This is a genomic window from Amycolatopsis jejuensis (assembly GCF_000717335.1).
GTDB classification, from domain to species: Bacteria; Actinomycetota; Actinomycetes; order Mycobacteriales; family Pseudonocardiaceae; genus Amycolatopsis; species Amycolatopsis jejuensis.
Map to the genome: position 1 here is coordinate 230,448 of NZ_JNYZ01000011.1, position 20,490 is coordinate 250,937.

The following is a 20,490-nucleotide window of genomic DNA, read 5'->3' on the forward strand; positions in this document are numbered from 1 at the left end:
AGCGAACGCCCGGGAGGTCACGATGGCCGGATATCCACGCTGGCACACCGCGAGTGAGCAAGGGCCGCGCGAGCGGAATGCGGACGCGGTGAGCGCGTACGCGGTCGCCGGTGCGCCCGGGATCACGTTCGCGCTGGCCGACGGGGTCGGCGACGATCCGTCGGCCGGGCGGGCCGCCCAGGTCGCAGCGGCCGCGGCGGCGCGCACCCCGGTCGCCGACGGGCCGGTGGCGGCGATCCTCAACGCGCAGCGGGCTTTGCAGAAGCTGGGGGGTACCGGGGATGCGGTGATGGTGGTCGCGATGCCGTTCGCGGGCGGGTACCGGATCGCGTGGGTCGGCGACGCGCGGGCGTACGCGTGGGATGGGGCGATGATCCACAAGCTCACGGTGGACCACACGATGGCGGAGTACTTCCGATCGCGGCATCAGCCGTACTCGCCGCGGATGGAGCACATGGTCACCACGAGCGTGCGCACCACGCAGCCGGAGGAGATCGGTACGACGGAGACGGTGGGCAGCGGCCTGCTCCTCACCAGCGACGGGGTACACAAGGTGCTGCCACCGGCCACGATCGACGAAATCCTGGCCGACCCGTCGCGCGGCGCGCCGGCTCTCGTCGCCACGGCCATCGCCCTGGGCGGCCGGGACAACGCAACGGCGCTTTTCGTGGAACCACCGGAGGTGGACGTCACGGCGATCGTCACGGAGCGATTTCCGGCAGCCGCCTGACGTCAAGCGCGTTTGAGGGCCCGGTATTCGCGGTAGACGAGGAGGATGATCACAGCGTCGAGCAGTGCGAAGAAGGGCAGTGCGATGGAGTGCGTCTCGATCGCGCGGTAGATCTCGTAAGCCACGAAAGCTGCAAGCACCACCATCGCGACGGGGTACGCGCGGAGCCACTTCCGCGCGAGCGCCCACACCAGCCCGAGCTTCACCAGGCCGTGCGCCAAGAGATAACCAACGGCGAACGTCTTGGTCCCCCCGGCAGCAAAATGCTCGGCAGCCACCTGCAGGTGCCGAGCGAGCGTGCCGGAGGGGTCGCCGAGCAGGTCACGCGTGATGACGGCGTGCGCGAACCCGGTGACCACCGCAGAGGGCACGAAGGCGAGTATGAGCGCCCCGACGAGCTGGACCGCCCCGTCAAGCCCTTTGAGCGCAATCGCAATCCGGAAGAGCCGCTCGGTGCTGGTGTGCTCGCTCATCCCCCCAGCAAACCGGAAACGACGCCACTCCGCCCGGCGAACCTCGGGCTGCTTCTCTGTTCGCTCCGGTCCCGGGTCCTGCCTCACCCCTCCGTTCACTCCGGCCCCGCTCCACTCCTGCGCTCACGCCGGACCCGCGCCACCCCTGCACTCACGCCGATCCCACCTCACCCCCGCGCTCACTCCGGCCCCGAATCCCACGTCATCCCTTCCTCGCCCGCCTTGGCTTGGCACTCCCCGCACCGCACGTACCGAGCCGTGCGATCGTGCGGATCCTGCCCATAGACGGGAAAACACGCCGCCCCGCACAACCCGAGGTACACGGGCCCACACCGCAACGGCCGCCGCCCCACCTGATGCGCCACCCGAGCAACCCCACGCGGCCCACCCACCTGCGGCAGCCACCCATGCGCAGGCAAACTCGTGAGCACCGCTTCGTTCAGCTGATCACTCCGCCGGACCAACGCCCGCCCAAGATCGAGCATCCGCTCCCCAAGATCCCGAACGACATCAGGCCGCGGCGCACGTTCGTCCAACGCCCGGGTAAGAAACACGAGATCCGTGGCGAGGGACGCTTGGAGGTCCCGAATCCGCGCAAGGATCTCTGGCCCGGTCGGCCGTGCCGCGGGAGTCCCGTTCTGTCGGTGGTTCATCGGATACTCGCACCGAAGGCCCTCTCGAGCCCACCAACCCGAGCGGTTCCAGACTCGACATCCGACCCATCGCGGGGAGGATCCGCCCTGGTCACCAAGCCGGTCCCACGCACACTCCCGCCGACGCGACCCACTTTCCCCGTCCGGTGCGCCGGACCAGCTGGCCTCACCGCTTTCGCCACCCGACGCGCAGGGCCAGCTGCCGCTTTGCCCACCCGACGCACCAGACCAGCTGCCCACACCGCTTTCCCCGTCCGGGGCGCCGGGCCACCTGGCCCCACCTCACTGAAGGCGGGCGCCACCGCTCTGCGCCGCACCACCGGCTCAGCACCACCCACCATGCCGCGAGCGCGTACGAGCCCGTTCGCAATCCACGAACCCGGCTCCACACCCCCACCGTCCACCCGGCTCATGCCAGACACCGGACCCACCCCACCGGCGACAGTCCAGCCCAGGACCGCACCGACCGGCCCAACGCCACACCTTCCGACCGGCTCACCGCACGCACCGAACCCACTCCACCAGCAGCAGCCCCGCCCCGGACCGCACCGACGCGCTCCACCGGCCCAACCCGACGCCGTCCAACCGGCTCACCCCACGCACCGGACCCATTCCACCGGCGAGAATCCCGCCCGGCCCGGCGATGTCCGTCACCCGGCTCATACCGCGCACCAAACCCGCTCAACCTGCGACGACTGCGCCCGCGACAGCTCCGCCCGCAACGCTTCCGCCCGGCGGAGCCATTCCGCGGCGCATTCCGGGCAGGTCGGGTCGAACCAGTGCCCTCCGAGCTGGGGTACGTCGCTGCGGGCTACCGTGACCTCGGCGCCGCACAGCGCAGTGAACGTCTCCTCCGGCCTCGGCGCGAACGGCCCCTCCAGCGCGTGCCGCTTCCCTTCCGCCTGCTGCCACTTGAACACCGGACTCCCTCCCCTTGGTGGTGCGTGGAGTCCCTATTTCGGGTGTCACCAAATGCTGACGCAAGTCACTGGTCCGGGTGATCATGAAAACCCGAGATTTCCCTGAACCACCAGGCATTCCCGGCAACCAACGCCGCCCGGCAATGGCCCTGGGGACCGCAGGGTGTCACCGAGCGGTGACACCACCGGGGCCGGACGCCGCCGCGGAGTGCGCGGGACCCGTGCCGCCAAGGCGATTGCGAGGCGCGGCAGCGGACACGGAACCCACGAAAAAGGGGCGCGGCGGGCGTCCGTCGGGGCATCACCTCACTTACCAGGGGGTGCGGTCGCCGTCATCACCACTGTCATCAAGCGCAGACGCAACCCCTGGCGTCCGAAATCACCCCGTCGTGCGACCCCCGCGCATCGGGCTCACCCATGGTTCGCCCCGGATAGCACCACCAGCACGACGGCTCCGGCGCGCAAGATAGTGCCGCCGCGCGATCCCAACCCGGGAGCGCGAAACCACCCATGCGTCCGACCCGCCGCACCTTGGCCCAGACGCGCCTGCCCGCCCACCGCACACCCGCCACCGCGAAGCGACTGCGAAGCGACTGCACCGCGCGGCATCACCGCAGCTCAGGAATGCGAACCACTGTCCCGCGCGGGCGAAGGTCACCCCACCGTGCGCGCAGCCAGCATCGGTACGCCGGGGCCGGTCAGATCCGCCACCGCTGCGCGGCGGCCGGCCAGTGACAGCAGCAGCGCCTCCGCCGGGCCGCGGACCTCCGTGCCCTTTCCGGCGGACCAGTCGAGGTCCGTGGCAATCGCGCGGAGCCCGCGCAGCCGTTGCGCCGCCCCGACCGGTGGTGCGACCAGCGCCAGCCGCAATACGCGCTTCAGCCGGACCTCCGGGATCGTCCTCGGCAGCCCGAGCGGGCGGCGGATGTCTTGTTGATGGATCAGTCCGTCGACGAACCCGATCATGCCGCCGAACGCAGCCAGCAGGCCGCGCGGCTGCGGATTCCGCCGCATCACGGCGACGAGTTCCTGCGGCGGGCGCACCCGGTACTCCGCCAGCCCGAGCGCGTTGGCCCGCGACAAGGACAGCCGCGCGCGGGCGAGCCGCCGGGTCAAGCCGCGCGCACCCAGCTCGTCGTAGCTCACCGCGTGGGCAACGACCTCGCGCACGGTCCAGCCGACGCACAGCGACGGCATCTCCCACTGCTCGGGCGTGAGCGTGTCGAGGAGGTCCGCGAAGTCGGCCCGCTCCTCGCGAGCGAGCGTCCGTACGTTCATACCGGGCCTTTCCAGATGGTCAGCGGCAGCCACTCACAGTAGCAATATCGCGCCTTCACAGCTCAGGTGACCAAGACAGGGAACACCCGCTTGGGTTTCGCCAGAATTTTCACCCGATCGAGTCTGATTGTCTACGAAATCCTCTCTCCGGCACAAATTGACGTCCGATGAATATGCCACTCGAAACGCGCGCCGGACAAGCTCCGGCCAGCATTGCCGGTCCCGGGTTGGCGGGATCGAGGACCGCCGTGCAAAGATGGCATCGCCGCAGGCAGGAGGGGGTAGGAGCGTGGAATATTCCATTCTCCTACCGGGTCCGCGGCAGCCGGAACCAGTTCCCCTCGGGGGCTCTTGGGGAACTGTGTTCCGGCACTTCTCGGTATGATGAGAAAGGATCCACAATGACCGGTCTTGGCGCGGAAAACGCAGCCCAGGCACGCCCCCGCACAGAAACGCCGAGCACCGGCGACAACGCAACGTATGTCGTCGCAATGAGTCAACACCCCGGCCGGGTGACGGTCACCTTCCACGAACCGGGCATGCCCCCGCCGGAGCCACCCGCACCCGCCATCCGGTCGCGCGCCCGCCCCGCCTGGCCGCCGCGCAAGGCCACCCGGACCCCGGTCGAGCTGACGTCACAGGCTCTCGGCGACTGGAAGCGGACGTGGCAACTGATCGTGATCCTGCTCGTACTGATCGCCGGAACCGGCACGGTCGTCTTCGTCACCGCCGGAGCGTTGGCCGGAATCGGCACCGCAGGCGGGCTGACGGTGCTCCTGGCACACCTCGTGGGCGTGGCGATCCGCAGGCGGCAGAACGGAAAACGGCCAAGCTGACCGCCTCGCCGACGAACACAGACGAGCAAGCGCGGACGGGAGTCGCCGGGGTGAGCCGGAGCGCCGGGGGGCGGGAGCCGACCGACGGGAGCCTCCGGGACGCGGACACGACAGGTCGGGGCGCGGGCAGGAACCCCCGGGACGCGGACACGACAGGTCGGGGCACGAGTCGACGAGCACGAGCCGGAGCCGCCGGGCGGAAGTCGACTTGCGCGAGCGGGAATCGACCGGCGAGACCGACCAAGCACATGCGAGCCGACCGGCGAGAGCTACCAGGCGCGGGCGGAAGCGGCCGGGCAGGAACTGGCGGGGAGCGCGAGCCGACCAGCAGAAGCCGACAGCGCGGGCGGGCAGAATCAGGCCCGCCCGCGCCCCGTATCTCGGCTCGCTAGGCGCAGCCTGGAGAGACCGACACGACCCGCCGCCAAGGGAAAACACGTCCGGCAGGTCCAGCAGCACCGACTGCTTCCTGGAATCAGCGAGCCGCTGACAACCGGTAAACCCACACACTTCTCCCGCTCCGCACGGTCAATGTAGAACAAAGCACCGACACCTCGCGAATTGCACCAGATGACCCGGACCTGCCTCTACCCCCGGACCACGAAAAAGACAATCCTTCATCGCTTCGACAGCGGAATCTGCATCCTCCAACGCAATTGCACATGCGAAAGCACGCTCATTATGCATGGGAAGTGTCCGTTCGGGTGAAATCCCGCTGCCGCCACGGGAAAGATCCAAAATTCGCTTACCATATGGAATATTCCGAGCACATTCCGTGCACGATGGAATATTCCATTCACCGGCTGAACCGAGGGGGTTGCCATGGACATCCACGACCCGCGTGACGCGAACCCGCACCGGAAACCGCACCGAAACCAGCCATTCCCCCAGCGCTGGCAACCTCCGATGCAGGCCGGCCCACCATTCCCCGGTCGCCACTGGCAAACGTCGGCCAGCCATCCGGCCTGGCAAACCCCCACGAGCCAACAACCGCCCCACACCGCCTTCCCCAGCCACCACCTGCAAGCCTCAGCGCTAGGCCAGCAACCGCCCCACGCCGCTTTCGCCAGCCACCAACCGCAAACCTCAGCGCTGACCAGCCACAGCCAACACACACCCCAAGCCGCCCACCCGCAAGCACCACCACTGACCGGCCACAGCGGACAACCTGCCTTCCCCCGTCACGGCTGGCAGCGGCCCTCGGCCTGTGGTCCCAACTCCGGGAACTGCGTCGAGGTCAACCTCGGTGCCGATGAACTCGTCGGGGTTCGCGACAGCAAAAATCCGCACTCGCCCGTGCTCGTTTTCGATCGGGCCGAGTGGGCTGCGTTCGTCGAAGCAGTACAGCAAGGGCAATTCAACGGTTGACCATTACGGGCATTCCCGGCCCCCGTTCGGCCATTCGGGGGAACACGACGGAAATGTGCCCACCCAGTGTATTGCCTGCCCGGTCCGCGCATTATCCTCGGGGTTCTCCCATCCCCGGAAGAACCCCGGATCGCCCCCGAAATGAATGCGGATCGCCTCCTGAAGCCGCCCGTCCGGCAGCCGCCGCCGTCGTTGCGGACCCAGCGCACCCGGCTGGGGGTGGGGATCCGCGAATGGCGGACGACCCGCGGGCTCACCCAGGCCGAGCTGGCCGGGTCCCTCGGCTGCAAGCAGCCCAAGATCCAGAAGATCGAGAGCGGCAAAGCCGGCACGCGGCCCGACGACCTGGAGAAGATCGTGGAGATCCTGCGGATTCCCGCGTTCGACGCGAACCGGTTGCGGGAGTTCAACCAGGCCAACGCTCCCGCCGCGCGGCGGGCCGAGCGGCGGATGATCACGCCGCAGTGGTTTCGCGAGATCACCGAGAAAGAGCAGGACGCGGCGGAAATCCTGAGCTGGACCGGCAACCGCATCCCGGGCCTGCTGCAGTCGGAGTACTACATGTTCGCGCAGTTCCAGGCCAGCCACCAGGAGCGGGTCACCGATCGCGTCGCCGAGCGCATGGCGCGGCAGCGGATGTTCGACGCCGACCCGGGTCCGCGCGTCGTCTTCATGCTCGAGTACAGCTGCATCGAAAAACTCGTGCACGGCAAGCCGCCCGCCGTCGCCACCGACCAGCTCGAGCACATGATCCGCCTCGTCGAAACGCATCCCACGGCCGACATCCGCATCCTCCCGCGGCACGCCGACGCGTACTCCGACGAGGACTTCACCATCCTCCGTTTCGCCCCCGCGGACCTCGACGATTTCGCTTATCAGGAAAGCAAGATCGGGCTCATCGTCGTCCCGCAGGACCAGGACGGGTTCGCCTCCTACGAGGAATCGTGGGACGCCCAGATCGCCGCCACGCTGTCCCGCGAGCAGTCCCTGCTCCACCTGAAAGCCTCGCTGCCGTCCCGCTGAGCGCCCGGACATCCCGAACCGAAAGGAGGCCGCTGCGGTGGCCGACGAACCCTTCCCGCCGCCCGGGGTCGACCTCGACCACCCCAGCGTGGCCCGGGTCTACGACTATTACCTCGGCGGCACCACGAACTGGACCATCGACCGGCAGTTCGCCGACGAGGTCATCCGCGAGTTCCCGCTCATCCGCCCGATCGCCAAGGCCAACCGGCTCTTCCTGCACCGCGTCGTGCGGCACCTGGTCAAACAGGGCGTCCGGCAGTTCGTCGACATCGGCTCCGGCGTCCCGACCATGGGGCACGCGCACCAGGTCGCCGACGAGGTCGCGCCCGGGGAGAGCCGCGTGTGCTACGTCGACTACGAACCGGTCGCCGTCGCCCATTCCGAAACCCTGCTGCGCGAGTCCGGCGACCCCGCGCGGCACGCGGTCATCCACGCCGACCTGCGCGATCCCGCCGGGCTGTGGGACAAGATCGCGGCGACCAAGGTGATCGACGTCGACGAGCCGCTCGCGTTGCTGCTCATCGCGGTGCTGCACGTCCAGCAGCCGCCCGCCGAAGACAGCGGCAGCACCGACGACCTCGGCCCCTCCGTCGTCGCGCAGTACCGGGAGCTGCTGCCGCCCGGGTCTTTCCTCGCCATCTCGCACATCACCGACCAGGGCGTACCGTCCGATGTGGACGCCGGGCTCATCGAGCTGAAACAGATGTACGACCGGTCCAGCAGCCCGGTGATCTGGCGGTCGCGCGAGGAGATCGCGGCGTTGTTCGGGCCGTTCGAGATGGTCGAGCCGGGGCTCACCTGGACGCCGTCGTGGCATCCGGAGGAGTCCGGGGCCGGTGCGCCGCACGTGGAATTCCCGTCGCCCGCGCATTCGGTGATCCTCGCGGGGGTCGCGCGGAAGCCGTAAAATCGCTCGCCACGCATGCGACCATCGAAACATGCGTACCGTGGCAGACCGCATCCGCGAAGCCACCGTCGTGCTCGGAGACCGGACGGATTACGCCCGCTACCCCGACCCGGCGGGCTGGTGGCGTGCGCCCGGACTGCTGCGGGACCTGGGTCCGGCGCTGGCCGGATTGTTCGACGGTGACGAGCCGAATGTCGTGCTGGGCCCCGAATCCCGCGGGTCGCTGCTGGGTCCGCTGGTGGCGGTGGCGCTCGGCGCGGGATTCGTCGAGGTCCGCAAGAACCGGCATCCGGCATGCGATTCGGACCGCTGGCTACAGCGCACGTCACCCCCGGATTACCAGGACCGCAATCTCACGCTCGGGTTCCGCCGCCGCCTGCTGTCGGCCGGTGATCGCGTGCTGCTGGTGGACGACTGGATCGAAACCGGCGGACAGGCTTTCGCCGCGCAGGCCCTTGCCGCGGACGCCGGTGCGACCTGGGTGGGCGTCGCCGTGATCGTGGATGGCTTGCGCCGCAACGAACCCCGGCGACAGCTGCGAGTGCGGTCACTGCTGCACGTGCGAGATCTCTAACGTGCGAACTGTTCATTACCCAGCACAGCAAGCAGCTGGATCTTCTCGAACGCCTCGCTGCGCGGCGGCGCCGTGAGCACCAGCAGCGCCTGCGACTGGTCCTCGGTGAACAGCACCTGGCAGTCGACCTCGATCTCGCCCAGCTGCGGGTGTACCAGCACCTTGTGGTCCTCGAACCGTTTCACCACTTCGTGTTCTTCCCACAGCCGCGCGAATTCCGGACTCTCGCGGCGCAACGCGCGGACCAGCTCGCCCGCGCGCGACTGCGGTCCCATCGCACCATACGCTGCCCGCAGGTTGGCGACCTGCGCGCGGCTCTGCCGGTCCCGATCGCCCGGCGGATAAACGCGCCGCTCGGCGAGATCGGTGAACCACCGGTAGACCTCGCTGCGCGCCAGCCCCGTGAAGTGCGACCGATCGCCGTACAGCGCTTCGGCCAGCTGGTTCTGCACCAGCACCTCGCCGAGGTTCGACAGGATGAGCGCCGGAGTGTCGGACAGCCGGTCGAGCACCCGCATCAGCCCCGGCGCGACGTGCGTTGCGGCAACCACCGGCGACGGCGCGTTGCGACCGGCAGTGTGGAACAGGTAGTCGCGCTCGTCGTTACTCAGCCGCAATGCCCGGGCCAGCGCCGCCAGCATCTGCTCGCTCGGCTGCGGTCCACGTTGCTGCTCCAGCCGGGTGTAGTAGTCGGTGGACATCGCGGCGAGCGTCGCGACCTCCTCGCGACGCAACCCGGTCGCCCGACGCCGCGCGCCCACCGGTAACCCGACGTCCTCGGGACGCAGCGCCTCCCGTCGGCGGCGCAGGAACGCGGCCAGCTCAGCTCGATCCATGCGTCCAGTATCGGGCCGGGCCCGCGCGCGAGCCAGGGATCGCCGATCCCCCGATGTGCGATCTCTGCCGCCGCCGCGCGGACGGGCCAAGACTGAGGACATGGACATCAGCGGAAACACCATCTTCATCCCCGGCTCCACCAGCGGCATCGGCCTCGCCCTCGCGCGGGAACTGCAGGCGAAGGGCAACACGGTCATCGTCGGCGGACGCCGGACGGACCTGCTCACTCGGATCTCCGCCGAGCACGGCCTGGACACCGTGCAGATCGACACCACGGACCCGGCAAGCATCGAAGCCGCGGCCAAGGAGGTCCTGGCGACGCACCCGGACCTCAATGTGCTGGTGACGATGGCAGGCATCATGCGCGTCGAGGACTGGCACCGGCCGGAGTCCTTTGTGGACACCGCGGAAGCGACCGTGACCACGAACGTCCTCGGCCCGATCCGGCTGATCGGCGCGTTCGTGGAACACCTGCAGACCCGGCCGGACGCCACGATCGTCACGGTGTCGTCCGGGCTCGCCTTCGCCCCGCTCAAGGCGACCCCGAGCTACAACGCGTCCAAGGCGGCAATCCACCTGCTGAGCGAATCGCTGCGGCTGCAGCTGGCGGACACCACGGTGAAGGTCGTGGAGCTGGAACCGCCGTCGGTCCGGACAGCGCTCATGCCCGGCCAGGAGGAAAGCCCGTTCGCGATGCCGCTGGAGGCGTTTATCACGGAGGTCATGACGCTGCTGGAAACCCGGCCGGACGCCACGGAAATCCAGGTGGAGAACGTGAAGTTCCTGCGTTATGGCGAGGCTCGGGGGGATTATGACCAGGTGGTGGTTGCGCTCAACGCGGCCGATCCGCACGGTAAGTGACCTCAGGCCGGGGGTGGCCGGCTGCCGGAAGGTAAGTCCGTGAAGGGAACCTTCAGGGAATCAGATTCCGTGATGGTTCCCTTCACGGACTTGAGCTCTCACGCCAGGTGAGCGACCTTCCCTGCGACGATCGTCGCCGATACGGGCATCTCGCGTAGTTCCGCCGGGGACAGGTCGCTTGGATCGGCCGCCGTGAGCACGAGGTCGGCCACGTCGCCGACCTCGACGCCCTTCCGGCCCCCGGCGGAAGCGGCCAGGGCGGCGGCGAGCGGGATTGCCTGCTCGGGATGCCACGGCGGACGATCATCATCTGTGCGGCCGACTGCGGCGGCGATGCCGTCCCACGGGTCGAGGGGCGCGACTGGGGCGTCCGAGCCCAGCTCCAGGCGCACACCGGCGTCGAGTAGCGCACGGTAGGCGTACGCGCGATCGGTGCGGCCGTGCCAGTGGCGATCGGCGACGTCGCGGTCGTCGGGCTGGTGTGCGGGCTGCACGCTCGCGACCAGGCCCAGCGCGGCGAACCTCGCGACGTCCTCGGAACGCAGCAGCTGGGCGTGCTCGATCCGGCCCGGGCAGCCGACCTCGGCGAATGCGTCCAGGGCAATGGTGTTCGCGTGGTCGCCGATCGCGTGGACGGCCGGGATCAGGCCGTGGTCGTACGCCTTGCGCATCAGCGGCACGAGTACTTCCGGCGGCAGTTCCAGCAGGCCCGTCTCGCCGGAACCCGGGTACGGATCGTGACAGTACGCGGTGCGGGTGTTGAGCGAGCCATCGACGAACAGCTTGAACGGGCCGACGGTCAGCAACCCGTCCCCCGACTCGAGGACGTCGCCGGTGCGAAGGCCGCGCTCGATGGTCTCGTCCAGCAAATGCCTTGCGATGACACAGGAAACCCGCGTGAGCGGCCGGGATCGCCGGGTCCAGTCGGCGACGGTGTCGGTGTATTCGTAGTCGACCACTGACGTCACACCCCGCGCGGCGGCCGCGGCGAGTGCGTCGGCGACCCAGGCGTCCTGGACCTCCACCGGCGCGGACGGGAGCGCGGCAGTCGCGCTCATGCAGTCGTTTTCCAGCAGCACACCGGTGGGATGGTCGCGGCCGATCAGCCGCAACGCGGCCGGGCTGAGCCACAGGGTGTGCAGGTCCGCGCTGAACAACGCGACCGCGCGGCCGGGCATTGCGCGCTGCAGCAGGTCCTTGTGCGGCCGGTCCGGCCACAATCCGTCGCGGAACCCCACGCCCACCACGAGCTCGCCCTGCTGTTGTGGAGTTGCCAGGAGCTTTTCCATCAGTAGCTCGACGGCTCCGGTGGCGGATTGTGCTCCGTCCAGGGCGATTCGCCGCCGGAAGGCTGCCCACTGCGCGAGATGTGCATGCGCGTCGACGAGACCGGGTAGCAGGGTGCCGCCGTGGCCGTCGAGGATGCGGGCGGCGAAGGCGGTGCTTGGTTTCTCTACGGCTGACACGAAACCGTCGCGGACTCGTACGTCGGCGACGGGGCCGCGGAGGCCCACCCGGACTCGGCGCAGGAGAAGATCGTCCATGTGCTCAGCCTGCCAGCCAGGCCCGTTCGGGTGAAGCGGGAATCCCGGGGATTGGTGGGGTGTTGGGTATCATGGAGTGACAAGGGCAGCCGTCGCCCGCCGAAGGGTCAGGGCCGGTTACGGGCGCCGCCTTCATCCGCCGCGCAGGGTTCGACTCCCTCGGTTGCCGCTTCTCCGCGTGACAGGAACTGTTGCTGTGGGGCACCCCGAAGCCCAAGTGTCACGACGGTGGGGGCTGCGGATCGGGGAGCAGGGCCGGGTCTGGGTGCCGGGGCCGGGTGGGTGCCTCGGCGGCGGTGGGGATGACACGTTCGATAGTTAGCTCTTGCGCTAACTGTTGATGGTGTGGATACTTAGCCTCATGGCTCAGTATTCGAGCGTGCTTGATGGGGTGTTCACTGCGCTTGCCGATCCGACCCGCCGTGCCGTCGTGCGGCGTCTCGGGTCAGGTCCGGCGAGTGTCGGTGATCTGGCGCACGAGGCGCCCATGACGTTGCCCTCGTTCATGAAGCACGTTCGGATGCTCGAGTCGCACGGGCTGATCCGCACGGTGAAGTCCGGACGGGTGCGGACGTGTGAGCTCAACCGCGAGCGGTTCGCGCTCGTCGAGGACTGGCTTGCCGAGCAGCGGCGCATTTGGGCCGGGCGCACCGATCGGCTCGAGAATTTCGTCACCAAGCAGGAGGAACACCAGTGAACCCCGATCTCGACCTCAGCCTCGACCGCGTCATCCGCGCGCCCCGCAAGCGCGTCTGGGATGCCTGGACCGACCCGGCGGCGCTCGCCCAGTGGTGGGTACCCGCGCCCACGCTGTGTCGCGTCGACCGGCTCGACGTGCGGGCCGGGGGTGCGTTCGTCACGCAGATGAGCGACGACGGCGACGTGTTCGTCCCGCATCTCGACGCCTGTTTTCTCGTCGTGGACGAGTACGAGCGGCTCGTGTTCACCAATGCGCTCGACAGTGCGTGGCGTCCGGCGAGCCCGGCGCCGGTGGCGATGACCGCCGAGATCGTGCTCCGCGACCATCCGGACGGTACCGACTACCGCGTCGTCGTCCGTCACGGTGATGCTGCTACCCGCGCCCGGCATGCGGACCTCGGGTTCGCCGACGGCTGGGGTACCACCACCGGCCAGCTCGCCCGGCTGGCGGAAACGTCGTGAAGATCGCCATCACGGCCTTCGTGACCCTCGACGGCGTCAGCCAGGGACCCGGTTCGTCCACAGAGGACACCAGCGACGGCTTCACTCGCGGCGGCTGGTTCGTGCCACACCTCGACGAAACATTCGTCGACCGTGCGTCCGGCTGGCTCGACCTCGCCGGTGGCCTGCTGTTCGGCAGCCGCACGTACACGTCGTTCGCCCGCGATTGGCCCGCGATCACCGACCCGGCCGACCCGTTCGCCGAGCGGATGAACTCGCTGCCGAAATACGTCGTCTCGACCACGATCGAGGCCGGAACTTGGGCTCCGACAACGGTTCTGCGCAGCGAATCCGCGGTCCGGGAACTGAAGGCGCAACCGGGGAAAGAACTGCAGATCCACGGCAGCGCCCGGCTCGGCAGCGCGCTGCTGTCGGCGGGGCTGGTGGACACGGTCCGGCTGGTCGTCACGCCGACCGTGATCGGGGCGGGCCGCCGCCAGTTTCCGCACCCGGCAACGGCAACCGGCCTGCGGCTGGTCCGGCACGAGGCCACGCCGAGCGCGTTGCTGCTGCTGGAATACGACGTCGCCGGGCCCGCGTTGGTCGCCGACTACGACGGGGTCACGAACCTTCCCTCGTGAGACTGGCGGCCATGGCACGGTAGACGTCGGTGTTGTCGAGGGTGCCGTCGAGCCGGTCCGACCCGGGGCCGGTCGCGGTGACCGGGGTCGGTACGCCGGTGTGGTCGCCGGTCGACCAGCCGACGGTGAGTGAGAGTTTCGTGCCGGGTACCGGGAACGGGCCGTCGCCATCGGGGTTGGCGTCCTCAATGGACAGTCCGCCGGTCTCGTGGTCACCGCCGATGATCACGAGCGTGTCCGGATGCGAGCGGGTGAAGCGCAGCACCTCGGCGACGGCGGCGTCGAGGGCGCGACCGGCATCGAGGACGCCGTGTGCGTTGTTCTCGTGCGACATCCCGTCGATGCCTTCTTCCTCCAGGAACAGGAAAAACCCGCGCGGGTTGGCGGAAAGCGTGTCAAGCGCTTTCCGCGCCATCTGCACGAGCGGGACTTTCGGGCGGTAAGCACCCTCGCCGTCCGGGCCGTAGTCGACCATGTCCTCGTTCGCGAACAGCCCGAGCAGCCGCGGCGCGCGGGCAGCGGCGAGTTCGTCCGCATTGCGCACGTAGGTGTAGCCGGACCGCTTGGCTTTCTCGATGAGATTTCCCTGCGTACTACGGCTTTCCTCGCCTGGCTTGTCCGGCCACGCGCCGGGGTCGCCCTTCGGAAGCCACCAGTCCTCGCCGCCGCCGAGGAGGACGTCGGGGCGGCTATCAGTGAGGTACTGGAGCGCGATTTCGCTCTGCAGGTCACGCGAGGGCACGTGCGCTGCGAACGCGGCCGGGGAAGCGCCGGTGACCTGCGCGGTGGTGACGAGACCGGTCGACTTCCCGGCCCGTTTAGCCTGCTCCAGCACGGTTTGCACGCGACGGCCCTGCGCGTCCTGCCCGATCGCGCCGTTGCGGGTCTTGCGCCCGGTGGCCAGCGCGGTCGCCGCGGCCGCCGAATCGGTGACGAGCTCGTCGGGGTCGGCCGGATCGGTGTGCACGAGCCCGGTGACCGGAAGCCGGTTCAGGACGAGGTCGCCTGCCCGCCCGGTGGTGGCCAGCCGGACGAACTCGCGCTGCGCCGCGCCCATGCCGTCACCCTGGATGTACACGATGTTGCGCGCCCGCGGATGCCCGGCCGCGGTCGCGGTGTCCCCCGCCGGTACCGCCCCGGCCACGACGAGCGCCGCCGCCGTGAGCACCATCGCCTTGCGCATCTCAGCCTCCCCGATTAGTTAGGAATCTTTCCTAACATGAGCGGCGGAGGGCATGCGTAGGGGTCTCACCTGATCGGACGCATCAGCCGGGGCGGTAGACCTGCGCGACGACGCCTGCCTCGAACGACGTGGTGCTGACCAGCTCCAGGTCCAGCGGCTGAGGGAGATCGGCGAAGAGCGGGCGGCCCGAGCCGAGCGCGATCGGATGCACCGCCAGCCGGTACTCGTCGACGAGGCCGAGCTGGACCAGGCTGCGGGCGAACTCCACTCCCCCGTGCGCGAGGATGTCGTTCCCCGGCTCCGCTTTCAGGCGCTGGATCTCGTCGGCGAGGTCTCCGCTCGCGATCCGCGCCGACGCCCACCCGTCCGCGGTTTCGGGTTCGAACGACGTCTGCCGCGTGAAGACCACCTTCGGGATTTCGTTCATGGGCGCGGCCATTGGATCGGCCGACGTGGACCAGTAACTCGCCACGGTCCGGTACATGCGGCTGCCCATGACGTGGACGCCTGCCTGCCGGAGCGTGTCCAGCACCCACGCAGCCGAGTCTTCGCCGCGCGAGCGAAGGGTCCACTCGCCCTCGCCGTGAGGGCCGCTGACGAAACCGTCCAGTGACATCGACATTTTCAGGATGAGTCTTCGCATGGGGGCAAGATATCCGGGAGCCGCGGTCATCGGGGGAGAAATCGCGCCGGATCGGCCAGGATCCGGTGGATCGTCCGCCCGGCGGCACCGAGGGTCGCGGCGGAATCGCCCAATTCGGACGGACGTAACTCCGGCACCGAGCCGCGCAACGCACTCAGCCGGGCAGTCAGCACCGCCTCCACGGGTGGCGCGAGCCAGGGGAACAGCCGGCCGAAGACACCGCCGAGCACGATCCGGTCGATGTCGAGCAGGTTCACCGCCGACGCCAGCGCCAGTCCGAGCGCCTCCCCGGCAGCTGCAACCGCCGACGCCCCCGCAGTCAGGGCCGTGACCAGCGCCTCCACTGTCGGCACCCCCGCAGCGCGCAGCAACGCCTCCTGACCGGCGTACGTCTCCAGGCACCCGGACGCCCCGCAGCGGCACGGCGGCCCCGTCGGTGACACCACGACGTGTCCGAGCTCGCCGCCCGTCCCGCGGAACAGCGCGGAGTCCACTACAACCCCCGCGCCGATCCCGATTTCCCCTGAAACGTAAAGGAAATCCGAACCCCCACCGCCGTACCACAGCTCACCGAGCGCGGCCAGGTTCGCTTCGTTGTCCACGGAAACCGGTACCCCCAGCGAATCCGCGCGGACGTTTCGCCAGCCGAGGTTCGGGGCGCTCAGCACCACCCCGTCACGGACCGGGCCGGACACCGCGAGCACCGCGCCCGCGACTGTCAGGTCGAGGTCACGCGCCTGGGCAAGCGCGTCCGACGCCAGCTTGCGCACCGCTGTCAGTACCGATCTCGCTGAGATACCACGGTTGTCACGCTCGATCCGTAGCGAAACCCGCGAGACACCGGCGAAGTCGACGACGCGTGCGGCAAGGTAGTCCACGTTCACCTCGAGCCCCAGCGAAGCCATCCGCGCGCCGCTGAGCACCACCTCGACCCCCGGACGGCCCCGCTCCCCCGCACGCACCGCGCCGGTCTCCTCGACGAAGCGGGCGTCAAGGAGCGAACCGACCAAAGTGGACACCGTCGACTTCGTGAGCCCGGTCAGCTCCGCCAGCGCGGCGCGGGTGAGCGCTCCGTGCCGATGCACCTCGCCGAGCACCAGCGCCAGGTTGCACGCGCGCATCGCGTCGTGCCGGACCGGTTGCGTCATCCCGCCACCCCTTGACAGCCGAAACGCCTGCACCGCATATTTAGTCTATAACATGAACTAAATGGAGGGACGGGCATGGACGACTACGCCCCCACCCCGGACGACAAGTTCTCGTTCGGCCTGTGGACCGTCGGCTGGCGCGCGGCCGACCCGTTCGGCGTCGCCACCCGTCCCCCGCTCGACCCGGTCGAAAGCGTGCACCGGCTGGCCGAGCTCGGCGCGTACGGCGTCACCTTCCACGACGACGACCTCCTCGCCACCGAACCCGACCGCGGCACCGCGATCCGCAGGTTCCGGCAAGCCCTCGCCGCCACCGGTCTCCGTGTGCCGATGGCGACCACGAACCTGTTCAGTCACCCGGTATTCAAGGACGGCGGGCTCACCAGCAACGACCGGGACATCCGCCGGTACGCGCTCACGAAGGTCCGGCGCAACCTCGACCTCGCGGCGGAACTCGGCGCGCAGACGTACGTGCTGTGGGGCGGTCGCGAGGGTGCCGAATCCGATGCGGCGAAAGACGTCCGGGCCGCGCTCGCCCGGTACAAAGAAGGTCTGGACCTCCTCGCCGACTACACCGTCCAGCAGGGCTACGACCTCCGCTTCGCGCTCGAACCCAAACCGAACGAACCCCGCGGTGACATCCTCCTGCCCACGATCGGGCACGCGCTCGGGTTCATCTCGCAGCTGGACCGTCCGGAGCTGTTCGGGCTCAACCCCGAGGTCGGGCACGAGCAGATGGCCGGGCTGAACTTCGTGCACGGCATCGCGCAGGCGTTGTGGCAGGGCAAGCTGTTCCACGTCGACCTCAACGGCCAGCACGGCCCGAAGTACGACCAGGACCTGGTCTTCGGGCACGGCGACCTCACCAGCGCGTTCTTCCTCGTCGACCTGCTGGAGCACGGCGGTTACGACGGCCCGCGGCACTTCGACTACAAACCCCCGCGCACCGAAGATCCCGACGACGTCTGGGTTTCCGCCGCCGCCAACATGCGCACGTACCTGATCCTGCGCGAGAAAGCGCGGGCGTTCCGCGCGGATCCTGACGTCGCCGAGGCCCTGGCTGCCTCTCGCGTGCCGGAGCTGGCCGTCCCGACGCTCGCTGACGGAGAAACGCTGGACGACCTGGCCGCCGACGACTTCGACGTCGAGGCTGCCGGCAAGCGCGGCTACCACTTCACCCGGCTGAACCAGCTGGCTTTGGAGCACCTGCTCGGCGTCCGGTAAAACCAGGCGACCTGGCGTGCCGCGGTGGCATACCGTGGAGGTAACACGTCGACGGAGAGCGCCGGGGCAGCGACGCCCGCCCCGCGCGAAGACACTCCCGAGTGCGGGGAGGAAATGCCCCGCCGGCCAGCCCCCGTCACCGGGCCCCAACGAGGCCGCCGGTTCTCCCGGCGGCGAAGGTGCGGTGGTACCGCGAGTGGCCCTTCTCGCCCGCGCCCCCAAGGGTTGCCGAATGCCCGCTCAGGAGAAGAATGAGTACCCGCACCCCGGTGGCCGGCCTGCATGAACATGTAGGCTCCACCGTCTCGATCGCCGGCTGGGTACACCGCCGGCGCGTCCTGAAATCCGTGTCTTTCCTGGTGATCCGCGACCGGACCGGTACCGCGCAGGCGGTGTTCGCCACCCCACCGGACGTCACGGAGGAAACCGTCGTACGCCTCACCGGGCGAGTGGTCACGAGCCCGTATGGCGTCGAACTGCGGGAACCAACGCTGGAAGTGCTTTCGGAGGCGGTAAAACGGCCACCGTTCGACCTTTACCGCCCCACTGTCCCGGCAACTTTGCCGGTAATACTGGACAATGCCGCAGCGGCCCTGCGACATCCACTGCTGCGCAAGCGATTCGAACTTGCCGCCGCAAGCGTGGCCGCCTTCCGCCGGGCACTGGACACCCGCGGATTCACCGAAATCCACACCCCGAAAATCGTTTCCACCGCAACGGAATCCGGCGCGAACGTGTTCCAGCTGGACTACTTCGGCCGCCCCGCATACCTCGCGCAATCACCGCAGTTCTACAAACAGGCGATGGTCGGCGTATTCGAGCGGGTGTACGAGGTCGGGCCGGTATTCCGAGCGGAACCACACGACACCGCACGGCACTTGGCGCAGTACACCAGCCTGGACGCGGAGCTGGGTTTCATCACCGACCACCGCGACGTAATGGCCGTATTGAGAGACGTCATCGCCGAGATGGCCACGGCCGCCGGACCGGATGCACCCTCGGTCCCTGCTGAGATCCCATCACTGGATTTCGCTGCAGCGCAAGAACTCCTGGCCCACCACACCGACGAAGACCCCCGAGGCGAACCGGACCTGGCCCCCGCACACGAACGCTGGCTGTGCAACTGGGCCGCACGCGAACACGGCTCGGAATTCCTGTTCGTAACCGGCTACCCCATGGCGAAGCGCCCGTTCTACACCCACCCGGCCCCAACGGACCCCACCAAGTCGAACAGCTTCGACCTGCTCTTCCGCGGCCTGGAACTGGTAACGGGCGGCCAACGACGCCACCGATACGCCGACTACCTCACCGCACTGGGCGACACCGCCGACCAGTACAACCTGGACGCCTTCGCCTATGGCATGCCACCCCACGGAGGCTTCGCCATCGGCTTGGAACGCTGGGTCGCGCAAGTCCTCGACGTACCCAACATCCGCAGCACCACCCTCTTCCCGCGGGACCTGCACCGCCTGACCCCCTGACCCCCTGACGTCCGTGAAGGCCACCTTCACGGAATCTGATTCCGTGAAAGTTCCCTTCACAGCCTTCCCCCACCACCCAAGCCGCACGCGCGAACCCCACGAGACCCGGGCAACCAGCCCCCGCCCTGCACCCCGATACGAAGCCAGAAACACGGTCACAATTCCGGCTTCGGGGTGCCCACCCCGTTACGGCTTCCGCCCCACCCCGCCCAACCGCAGGAAATGCATCTTCGACAACGGAGCGAACCGGGGCCCCTCCGGCCACCACTCGTGCAACGGCACCACCCCGGGCTCCACCAGCTCGAGCCCGGCAAAGAACGACTCGATCTCCCCCCGCTCCCGGTGCACGGTATCGAGGCCCTCCCGGCCCAGCACCGCCCCCAACCTCCGCACCAGGTCCCCGCTGGCGGCATCGCCAGGCACATGATCGTGCGTCAACAGCAGATAAGACCCAGGAGCCAGCTCACTCACGTAACTCCGCACGATGTACCGAGCCTCGTCGGCACTCGCGACCTGATGCAAAACCCCGCACAGCAAAACCGCAACCGGCCGCTCGAAATCGAGGTGCCGGTAAACCACCGGATCCCCGAACGTAGCACCGGGATCGGCCAGATCCGCACCGCTGACGTGCGTGTGCTCGTTCTCCTCCAGCACCGCCCGACCGTGCACCTGCACGACCGGATCGTGGTCGACGTACACCACTCGCGCGCCGGGCCGGTATCGCTGCGCGACCTGATGCGTGTTCTCCGGAGCAGGCAGGCCGGACCCGAGGTCGAGGAACTGGTCGATCCCGCACTGGGCGGCCAGGTGCCGGATGGTCCGGACCAGCCACTGCCGCTGCTCGCGGGCCGGGACGGCGGCGTCCGGCGTGACGTCCAGCAGACGGCGTACCAGGTCCCGGTCGCAAGCGTAGTGGTCGTGGCCGCCGAGCAGGGCGTCGGTGAGCCGCGCGGAACTGGGCCGGTCGTGACTCCACCGCGGCTCGGTGGCCACCGCCCCCACGCTCATGTCGGCACTGCCTTTCCC

At 68.9% G+C, this 20,490-nt stretch carries 22 protein-coding genes; 12 read left to right on the forward strand and 10 right to left on the reverse strand.

The features are described 5' to 3' along the window. Positions 1–22 precede the first annotated feature (22 nt). The gene (locus OO71_RS16285) at positions 23–730 is read left to right on the forward strand and encodes a PP2C family protein-serine/threonine phosphatase (protein WP_033290607.1); all 708 of its coding nucleotides are present in this window, start codon (positions 23–25) and stop codon (positions 728–730) included. A 2-nt stretch (positions 731–732) separates the two neighbouring features. On the opposite strand, the gene OO71_RS16290 is transcribed toward OO71_RS16285, so the two are convergent. The 4 genes from OO71_RS16290 to OO71_RS16300 form a co-directional block, all read right to left on the reverse strand. Continuing rightward, positions 733–1,203: a DUF2127 domain-containing protein gene (locus OO71_RS16290; RefSeq protein ID WP_033290608.1), complete on the reverse strand. Its 471-nt coding sequence runs from the start codon at positions 1,201–1,203 to the stop codon at positions 733–735. A gap of 1,148 nt (positions 1,204–2,351) precedes the next feature. Further along, positions 2,352–2,519, reverse strand: a complete 168-nt coding sequence (locus OO71_RS50120) for a hypothetical protein (RefSeq protein WP_156096324.1) — start codon at positions 2,517–2,519, stop codon at positions 2,352–2,354. Continuing rightward, the gene (locus tag OO71_RS16295; protein ID WP_033290609.1) at positions 2,516–2,776 is read right to left on the reverse strand and encodes an HC3 family zinc finger protein; all 261 of its coding nucleotides are present in this window, start codon (positions 2,774–2,776) and stop codon (positions 2,516–2,518) included. Before OO71_RS16295 ends, OO71_RS50120 begins: the two co-directional genes overlap by 4 nt. Positions 2,777–3,430: 654 nt before the next feature. Continuing rightward, positions 3,431–4,054: a maleylpyruvate isomerase family mycothiol-dependent enzyme gene (locus OO71_RS16300; protein WP_033290610.1), complete on the reverse strand. Its 624-nt coding sequence runs from the start codon at positions 4,052–4,054 to the stop codon at positions 3,431–3,433. Between the two features lie 491 nt (positions 4,055–4,545). On the opposite strand from OO71_RS16300, the gene OO71_RS16305 reads away from it, so the two are divergent. From OO71_RS16305 to OO71_RS16320, 5 genes are all read left to right on the forward strand, one after another. Next, positions 4,546–4,890: a hypothetical protein gene (locus tag OO71_RS16305; RefSeq protein WP_156096325.1), complete on the forward strand. Its 345-nt coding sequence runs from the start codon at positions 4,546–4,548 to the stop codon at positions 4,888–4,890. 906 nt (positions 4,891–5,796) lie between these two features. Continuing rightward, entirely contained in the window at positions 5,797–6,258 is a 462-nt protein-coding gene (locus tag OO71_RS53120; RefSeq protein ID WP_084145009.1) for a DUF397 domain-containing protein, read from the forward strand. A 141-nt stretch (positions 6,259–6,399) separates the two neighbouring features. Beyond that, the gene (locus OO71_RS16310) at positions 6,400–7,281 is read left to right on the forward strand and encodes a helix-turn-helix domain-containing protein (protein ID WP_033290612.1); all 882 of its coding nucleotides are present in this window, start codon (positions 6,400–6,402) and stop codon (positions 7,279–7,281) included. A 37-nt stretch (positions 7,282–7,318) separates the two neighbouring features. Beyond that, a complete protein-coding gene (locus OO71_RS16315) occupies positions 7,319–8,188 on the forward strand; it encodes an SAM-dependent methyltransferase (protein ID WP_033290613.1) in 870 nt (289 codons plus the stop codon). Positions 8,189–8,219: 31 nt separating this feature from the next. After that, positions 8,220–8,762, forward strand: coding sequence for a phosphoribosyltransferase family protein (locus OO71_RS16320; RefSeq protein ID WP_033290614.1), 543 nt, complete (start codon positions 8,220–8,222; stop codon positions 8,760–8,762). Here OO71_RS16320 and OO71_RS16325 read toward each other — a convergent pair. Further along, positions 8,759–9,598: a helix-turn-helix transcriptional regulator gene (locus OO71_RS16325; RefSeq protein WP_033290615.1), complete on the reverse strand. Its 840-nt coding sequence runs from the start codon at positions 9,596–9,598 to the stop codon at positions 8,759–8,761. The two genes, OO71_RS16320 and OO71_RS16325, sit on opposite strands and share 4 nt — an antisense overlap. 100 nt (positions 9,599–9,698) lie before the next feature. On the opposite strand from OO71_RS16325, the gene OO71_RS16330 reads away from it, so the two are divergent. Then, the gene (locus OO71_RS16330; RefSeq protein WP_033290616.1) at positions 9,699–10,460 is read left to right on the forward strand and encodes an SDR family oxidoreductase; all 762 of its coding nucleotides are present in this window, start codon (positions 9,699–9,701) and stop codon (positions 10,458–10,460) included. A 98-nt stretch (positions 10,461–10,558) separates the two neighbouring features. On the opposite strand, the gene OO71_RS16335 is transcribed toward OO71_RS16330, so the two are convergent. Then, on the reverse strand, positions 10,559–12,004 hold the full coding sequence (locus OO71_RS16335; RefSeq protein ID WP_033290617.1) for an amidohydrolase: 1,446 nt from the start codon (positions 12,002–12,004) through the stop codon (positions 10,559–10,561). Between the two features lie 361 nt (positions 12,005–12,365). On the opposite strand from OO71_RS16335, the gene OO71_RS16340 reads away from it, so the two are divergent. The 3 genes from OO71_RS16340 to OO71_RS16350 are packed head-to-tail and all read left to right on the forward strand — an operon-like array spanning position 12,366 to position 13,785. Next, complete coding sequence (locus OO71_RS16340) at positions 12,366–12,701, forward strand: ArsR/SmtB family transcription factor (RefSeq protein WP_033290618.1); 336 nt, start codon at positions 12,366–12,368, stop codon at positions 12,699–12,701. Beyond that, positions 12,698–13,165 (forward strand): SRPBCC domain-containing protein, encoded by a 468-nt coding sequence (locus OO71_RS16345; RefSeq protein WP_033290619.1) that lies wholly within the window; start codon positions 12,698–12,700, stop codon positions 13,163–13,165. Before OO71_RS16340 ends, OO71_RS16345 begins: the two co-directional genes overlap by 4 nt. Next, entirely contained in the window at positions 13,162–13,785 is a 624-nt protein-coding gene (locus OO71_RS16350; RefSeq protein ID WP_033290620.1) for a dihydrofolate reductase family protein, read from the forward strand. Before OO71_RS16345 ends, OO71_RS16350 begins: the two co-directional genes overlap by 4 nt. Here the strand turns inward: OO71_RS16350 and OO71_RS16355 are convergent. The 3 genes from OO71_RS16355 to OO71_RS16365 form a co-directional block, all read right to left on the reverse strand. Then, a complete protein-coding gene (locus OO71_RS16355; RefSeq protein WP_033290621.1) occupies positions 13,766–14,968 on the reverse strand; it encodes an alkaline phosphatase in 1,203 nt (400 codons plus the stop codon). The genes OO71_RS16350 and OO71_RS16355 overlap by 20 nt on opposite strands. Positions 14,969–15,050: 82 nt before the next feature. Next, positions 15,051–15,611, reverse strand: a complete 561-nt coding sequence (locus OO71_RS16360; protein ID WP_033290622.1) for a dihydrofolate reductase family protein — start codon at positions 15,609–15,611, stop codon at positions 15,051–15,053. A gap of 26 nt (positions 15,612–15,637) precedes the next feature. Further along, a complete protein-coding gene (locus OO71_RS16365; protein ID WP_033290623.1) occupies positions 15,638–16,759 on the reverse strand; it encodes an ROK family transcriptional regulator in 1,122 nt (373 codons plus the stop codon). Between the two features lie 75 nt (positions 16,760–16,834). On the opposite strand from OO71_RS16365, the gene xylA reads away from it, so the two are divergent. After that, a complete protein-coding gene (xylA, locus tag OO71_RS16370) occupies positions 16,835–17,983 on the forward strand; it encodes a xylose isomerase (RefSeq protein ID WP_033290624.1) in 1,149 nt (382 codons plus the stop codon). A 251-nt stretch (positions 17,984–18,234) separates the two neighbouring features. After that, positions 18,235–19,464: an aspartate--tRNA(Asn) ligase gene (gene aspS, locus OO71_RS16375; protein WP_033290625.1), complete on the forward strand. Its 1,230-nt coding sequence runs from the start codon at positions 18,235–18,237 to the stop codon at positions 19,462–19,464. A 186-nt stretch (positions 19,465–19,650) separates the two neighbouring features. Here the strand turns inward: aspS and OO71_RS16380 are convergent, their stop codons facing one another. After that, positions 19,651–20,472: an SAM-dependent methyltransferase gene (locus OO71_RS16380; protein ID WP_051791604.1), complete on the reverse strand. Its 822-nt coding sequence runs from the start codon at positions 20,470–20,472 to the stop codon at positions 19,651–19,653. Positions 20,473–20,490 lie beyond the last annotated feature (18 nt).

Excerpts from the sequence above, each read along its gene's own strand:
- OO71_RS16380 (WP_051791604.1), bottom strand. The coding sequence starts at position 20,472 with ATGAGCGTGGGGGCGGTGGCCACCGAGCCGCGGTGGAGTCACGACCGG.
- OO71_RS16365 (WP_033290623.1), bottom strand. The coding sequence starts at position 16,759 with ATGACGCAACCGGTCCGGCACGACGCGATGCGCGCGTGCAACCTGGCG.
- OO71_RS16330 (WP_033290616.1), top strand. The coding sequence starts at position 9,699 with ATGGACATCAGCGGAAACACCATCTTCATCCCCGGCTCCACCAGCGGC.
- OO71_RS16320 (WP_033290614.1), top strand. The coding sequence starts at position 8,220 with ATGCGTACCGTGGCAGACCGCATCCGCGAAGCCACCGTCGTGCTCGGA.
- OO71_RS16360 (WP_033290622.1), bottom strand. The coding sequence starts at position 15,611 with ATGCGAAGACTCATCCTGAAAATGTCGATGTCACTGGACGGTTTCGTC.
- xylA (WP_033290624.1), top strand. The coding sequence starts at position 16,835 with ATGGACGACTACGCCCCCACCCCGGACGACAAGTTCTCGTTCGGCCTG.
- OO71_RS16310 (WP_033290612.1), top strand. The coding sequence starts at position 6,400 with ATGAATGCGGATCGCCTCCTGAAGCCGCCCGTCCGGCAGCCGCCGCCG.
- OO71_RS16285 (WP_033290607.1), top strand. The coding sequence starts at position 23 with ATGGCCGGATATCCACGCTGGCACACCGCGAGTGAGCAAGGGCCGCGC.
- OO71_RS16335 (WP_033290617.1), bottom strand. The coding sequence starts at position 12,004 with ATGGACGATCTTCTCCTGCGCCGAGTCCGGGTGGGCCTCCGCGGCCCC.
- OO71_RS16325 (WP_033290615.1), bottom strand. The coding sequence starts at position 9,598 with ATGGATCGAGCTGAGCTGGCCGCGTTCCTGCGCCGCCGACGGGAGGCG.
- aspS (WP_033290625.1), top strand. The coding sequence starts at position 18,235 with ATGAGTACCCGCACCCCGGTGGCCGGCCTGCATGAACATGTAGGCTCC.
- OO71_RS53120 (WP_084145009.1), top strand. The coding sequence starts at position 5,797 with ATGCAGGCCGGCCCACCATTCCCCGGTCGCCACTGGCAAACGTCGGCC.
- OO71_RS16305 (WP_156096325.1), top strand. The coding sequence starts at position 4,546 with ATGAGTCAACACCCCGGCCGGGTGACGGTCACCTTCCACGAACCGGGC.
- OO71_RS16300 (WP_033290610.1), bottom strand. The coding sequence starts at position 4,054 with ATGAACGTACGGACGCTCGCTCGCGAGGAGCGGGCCGACTTCGCGGAC.
- OO71_RS16340 (WP_033290618.1), top strand. The coding sequence starts at position 12,366 with ATGGCTCAGTATTCGAGCGTGCTTGATGGGGTGTTCACTGCGCTTGCC.
- OO71_RS50120 (WP_156096324.1), bottom strand. The coding sequence starts at position 2,519 with ATGAGCCGGGTGACGGACATCGCCGGGCCGGGCGGGATTCTCGCCGGT.
- OO71_RS16355 (WP_033290621.1), bottom strand. The coding sequence starts at position 14,968 with ATGCGCAAGGCGATGGTGCTCACGGCGGCGGCGCTCGTCGTGGCCGGG.
- OO71_RS16290 (WP_033290608.1), bottom strand. The coding sequence starts at position 1,203 with ATGAGCGAGCACACCAGCACCGAGCGGCTCTTCCGGATTGCGATTGCG.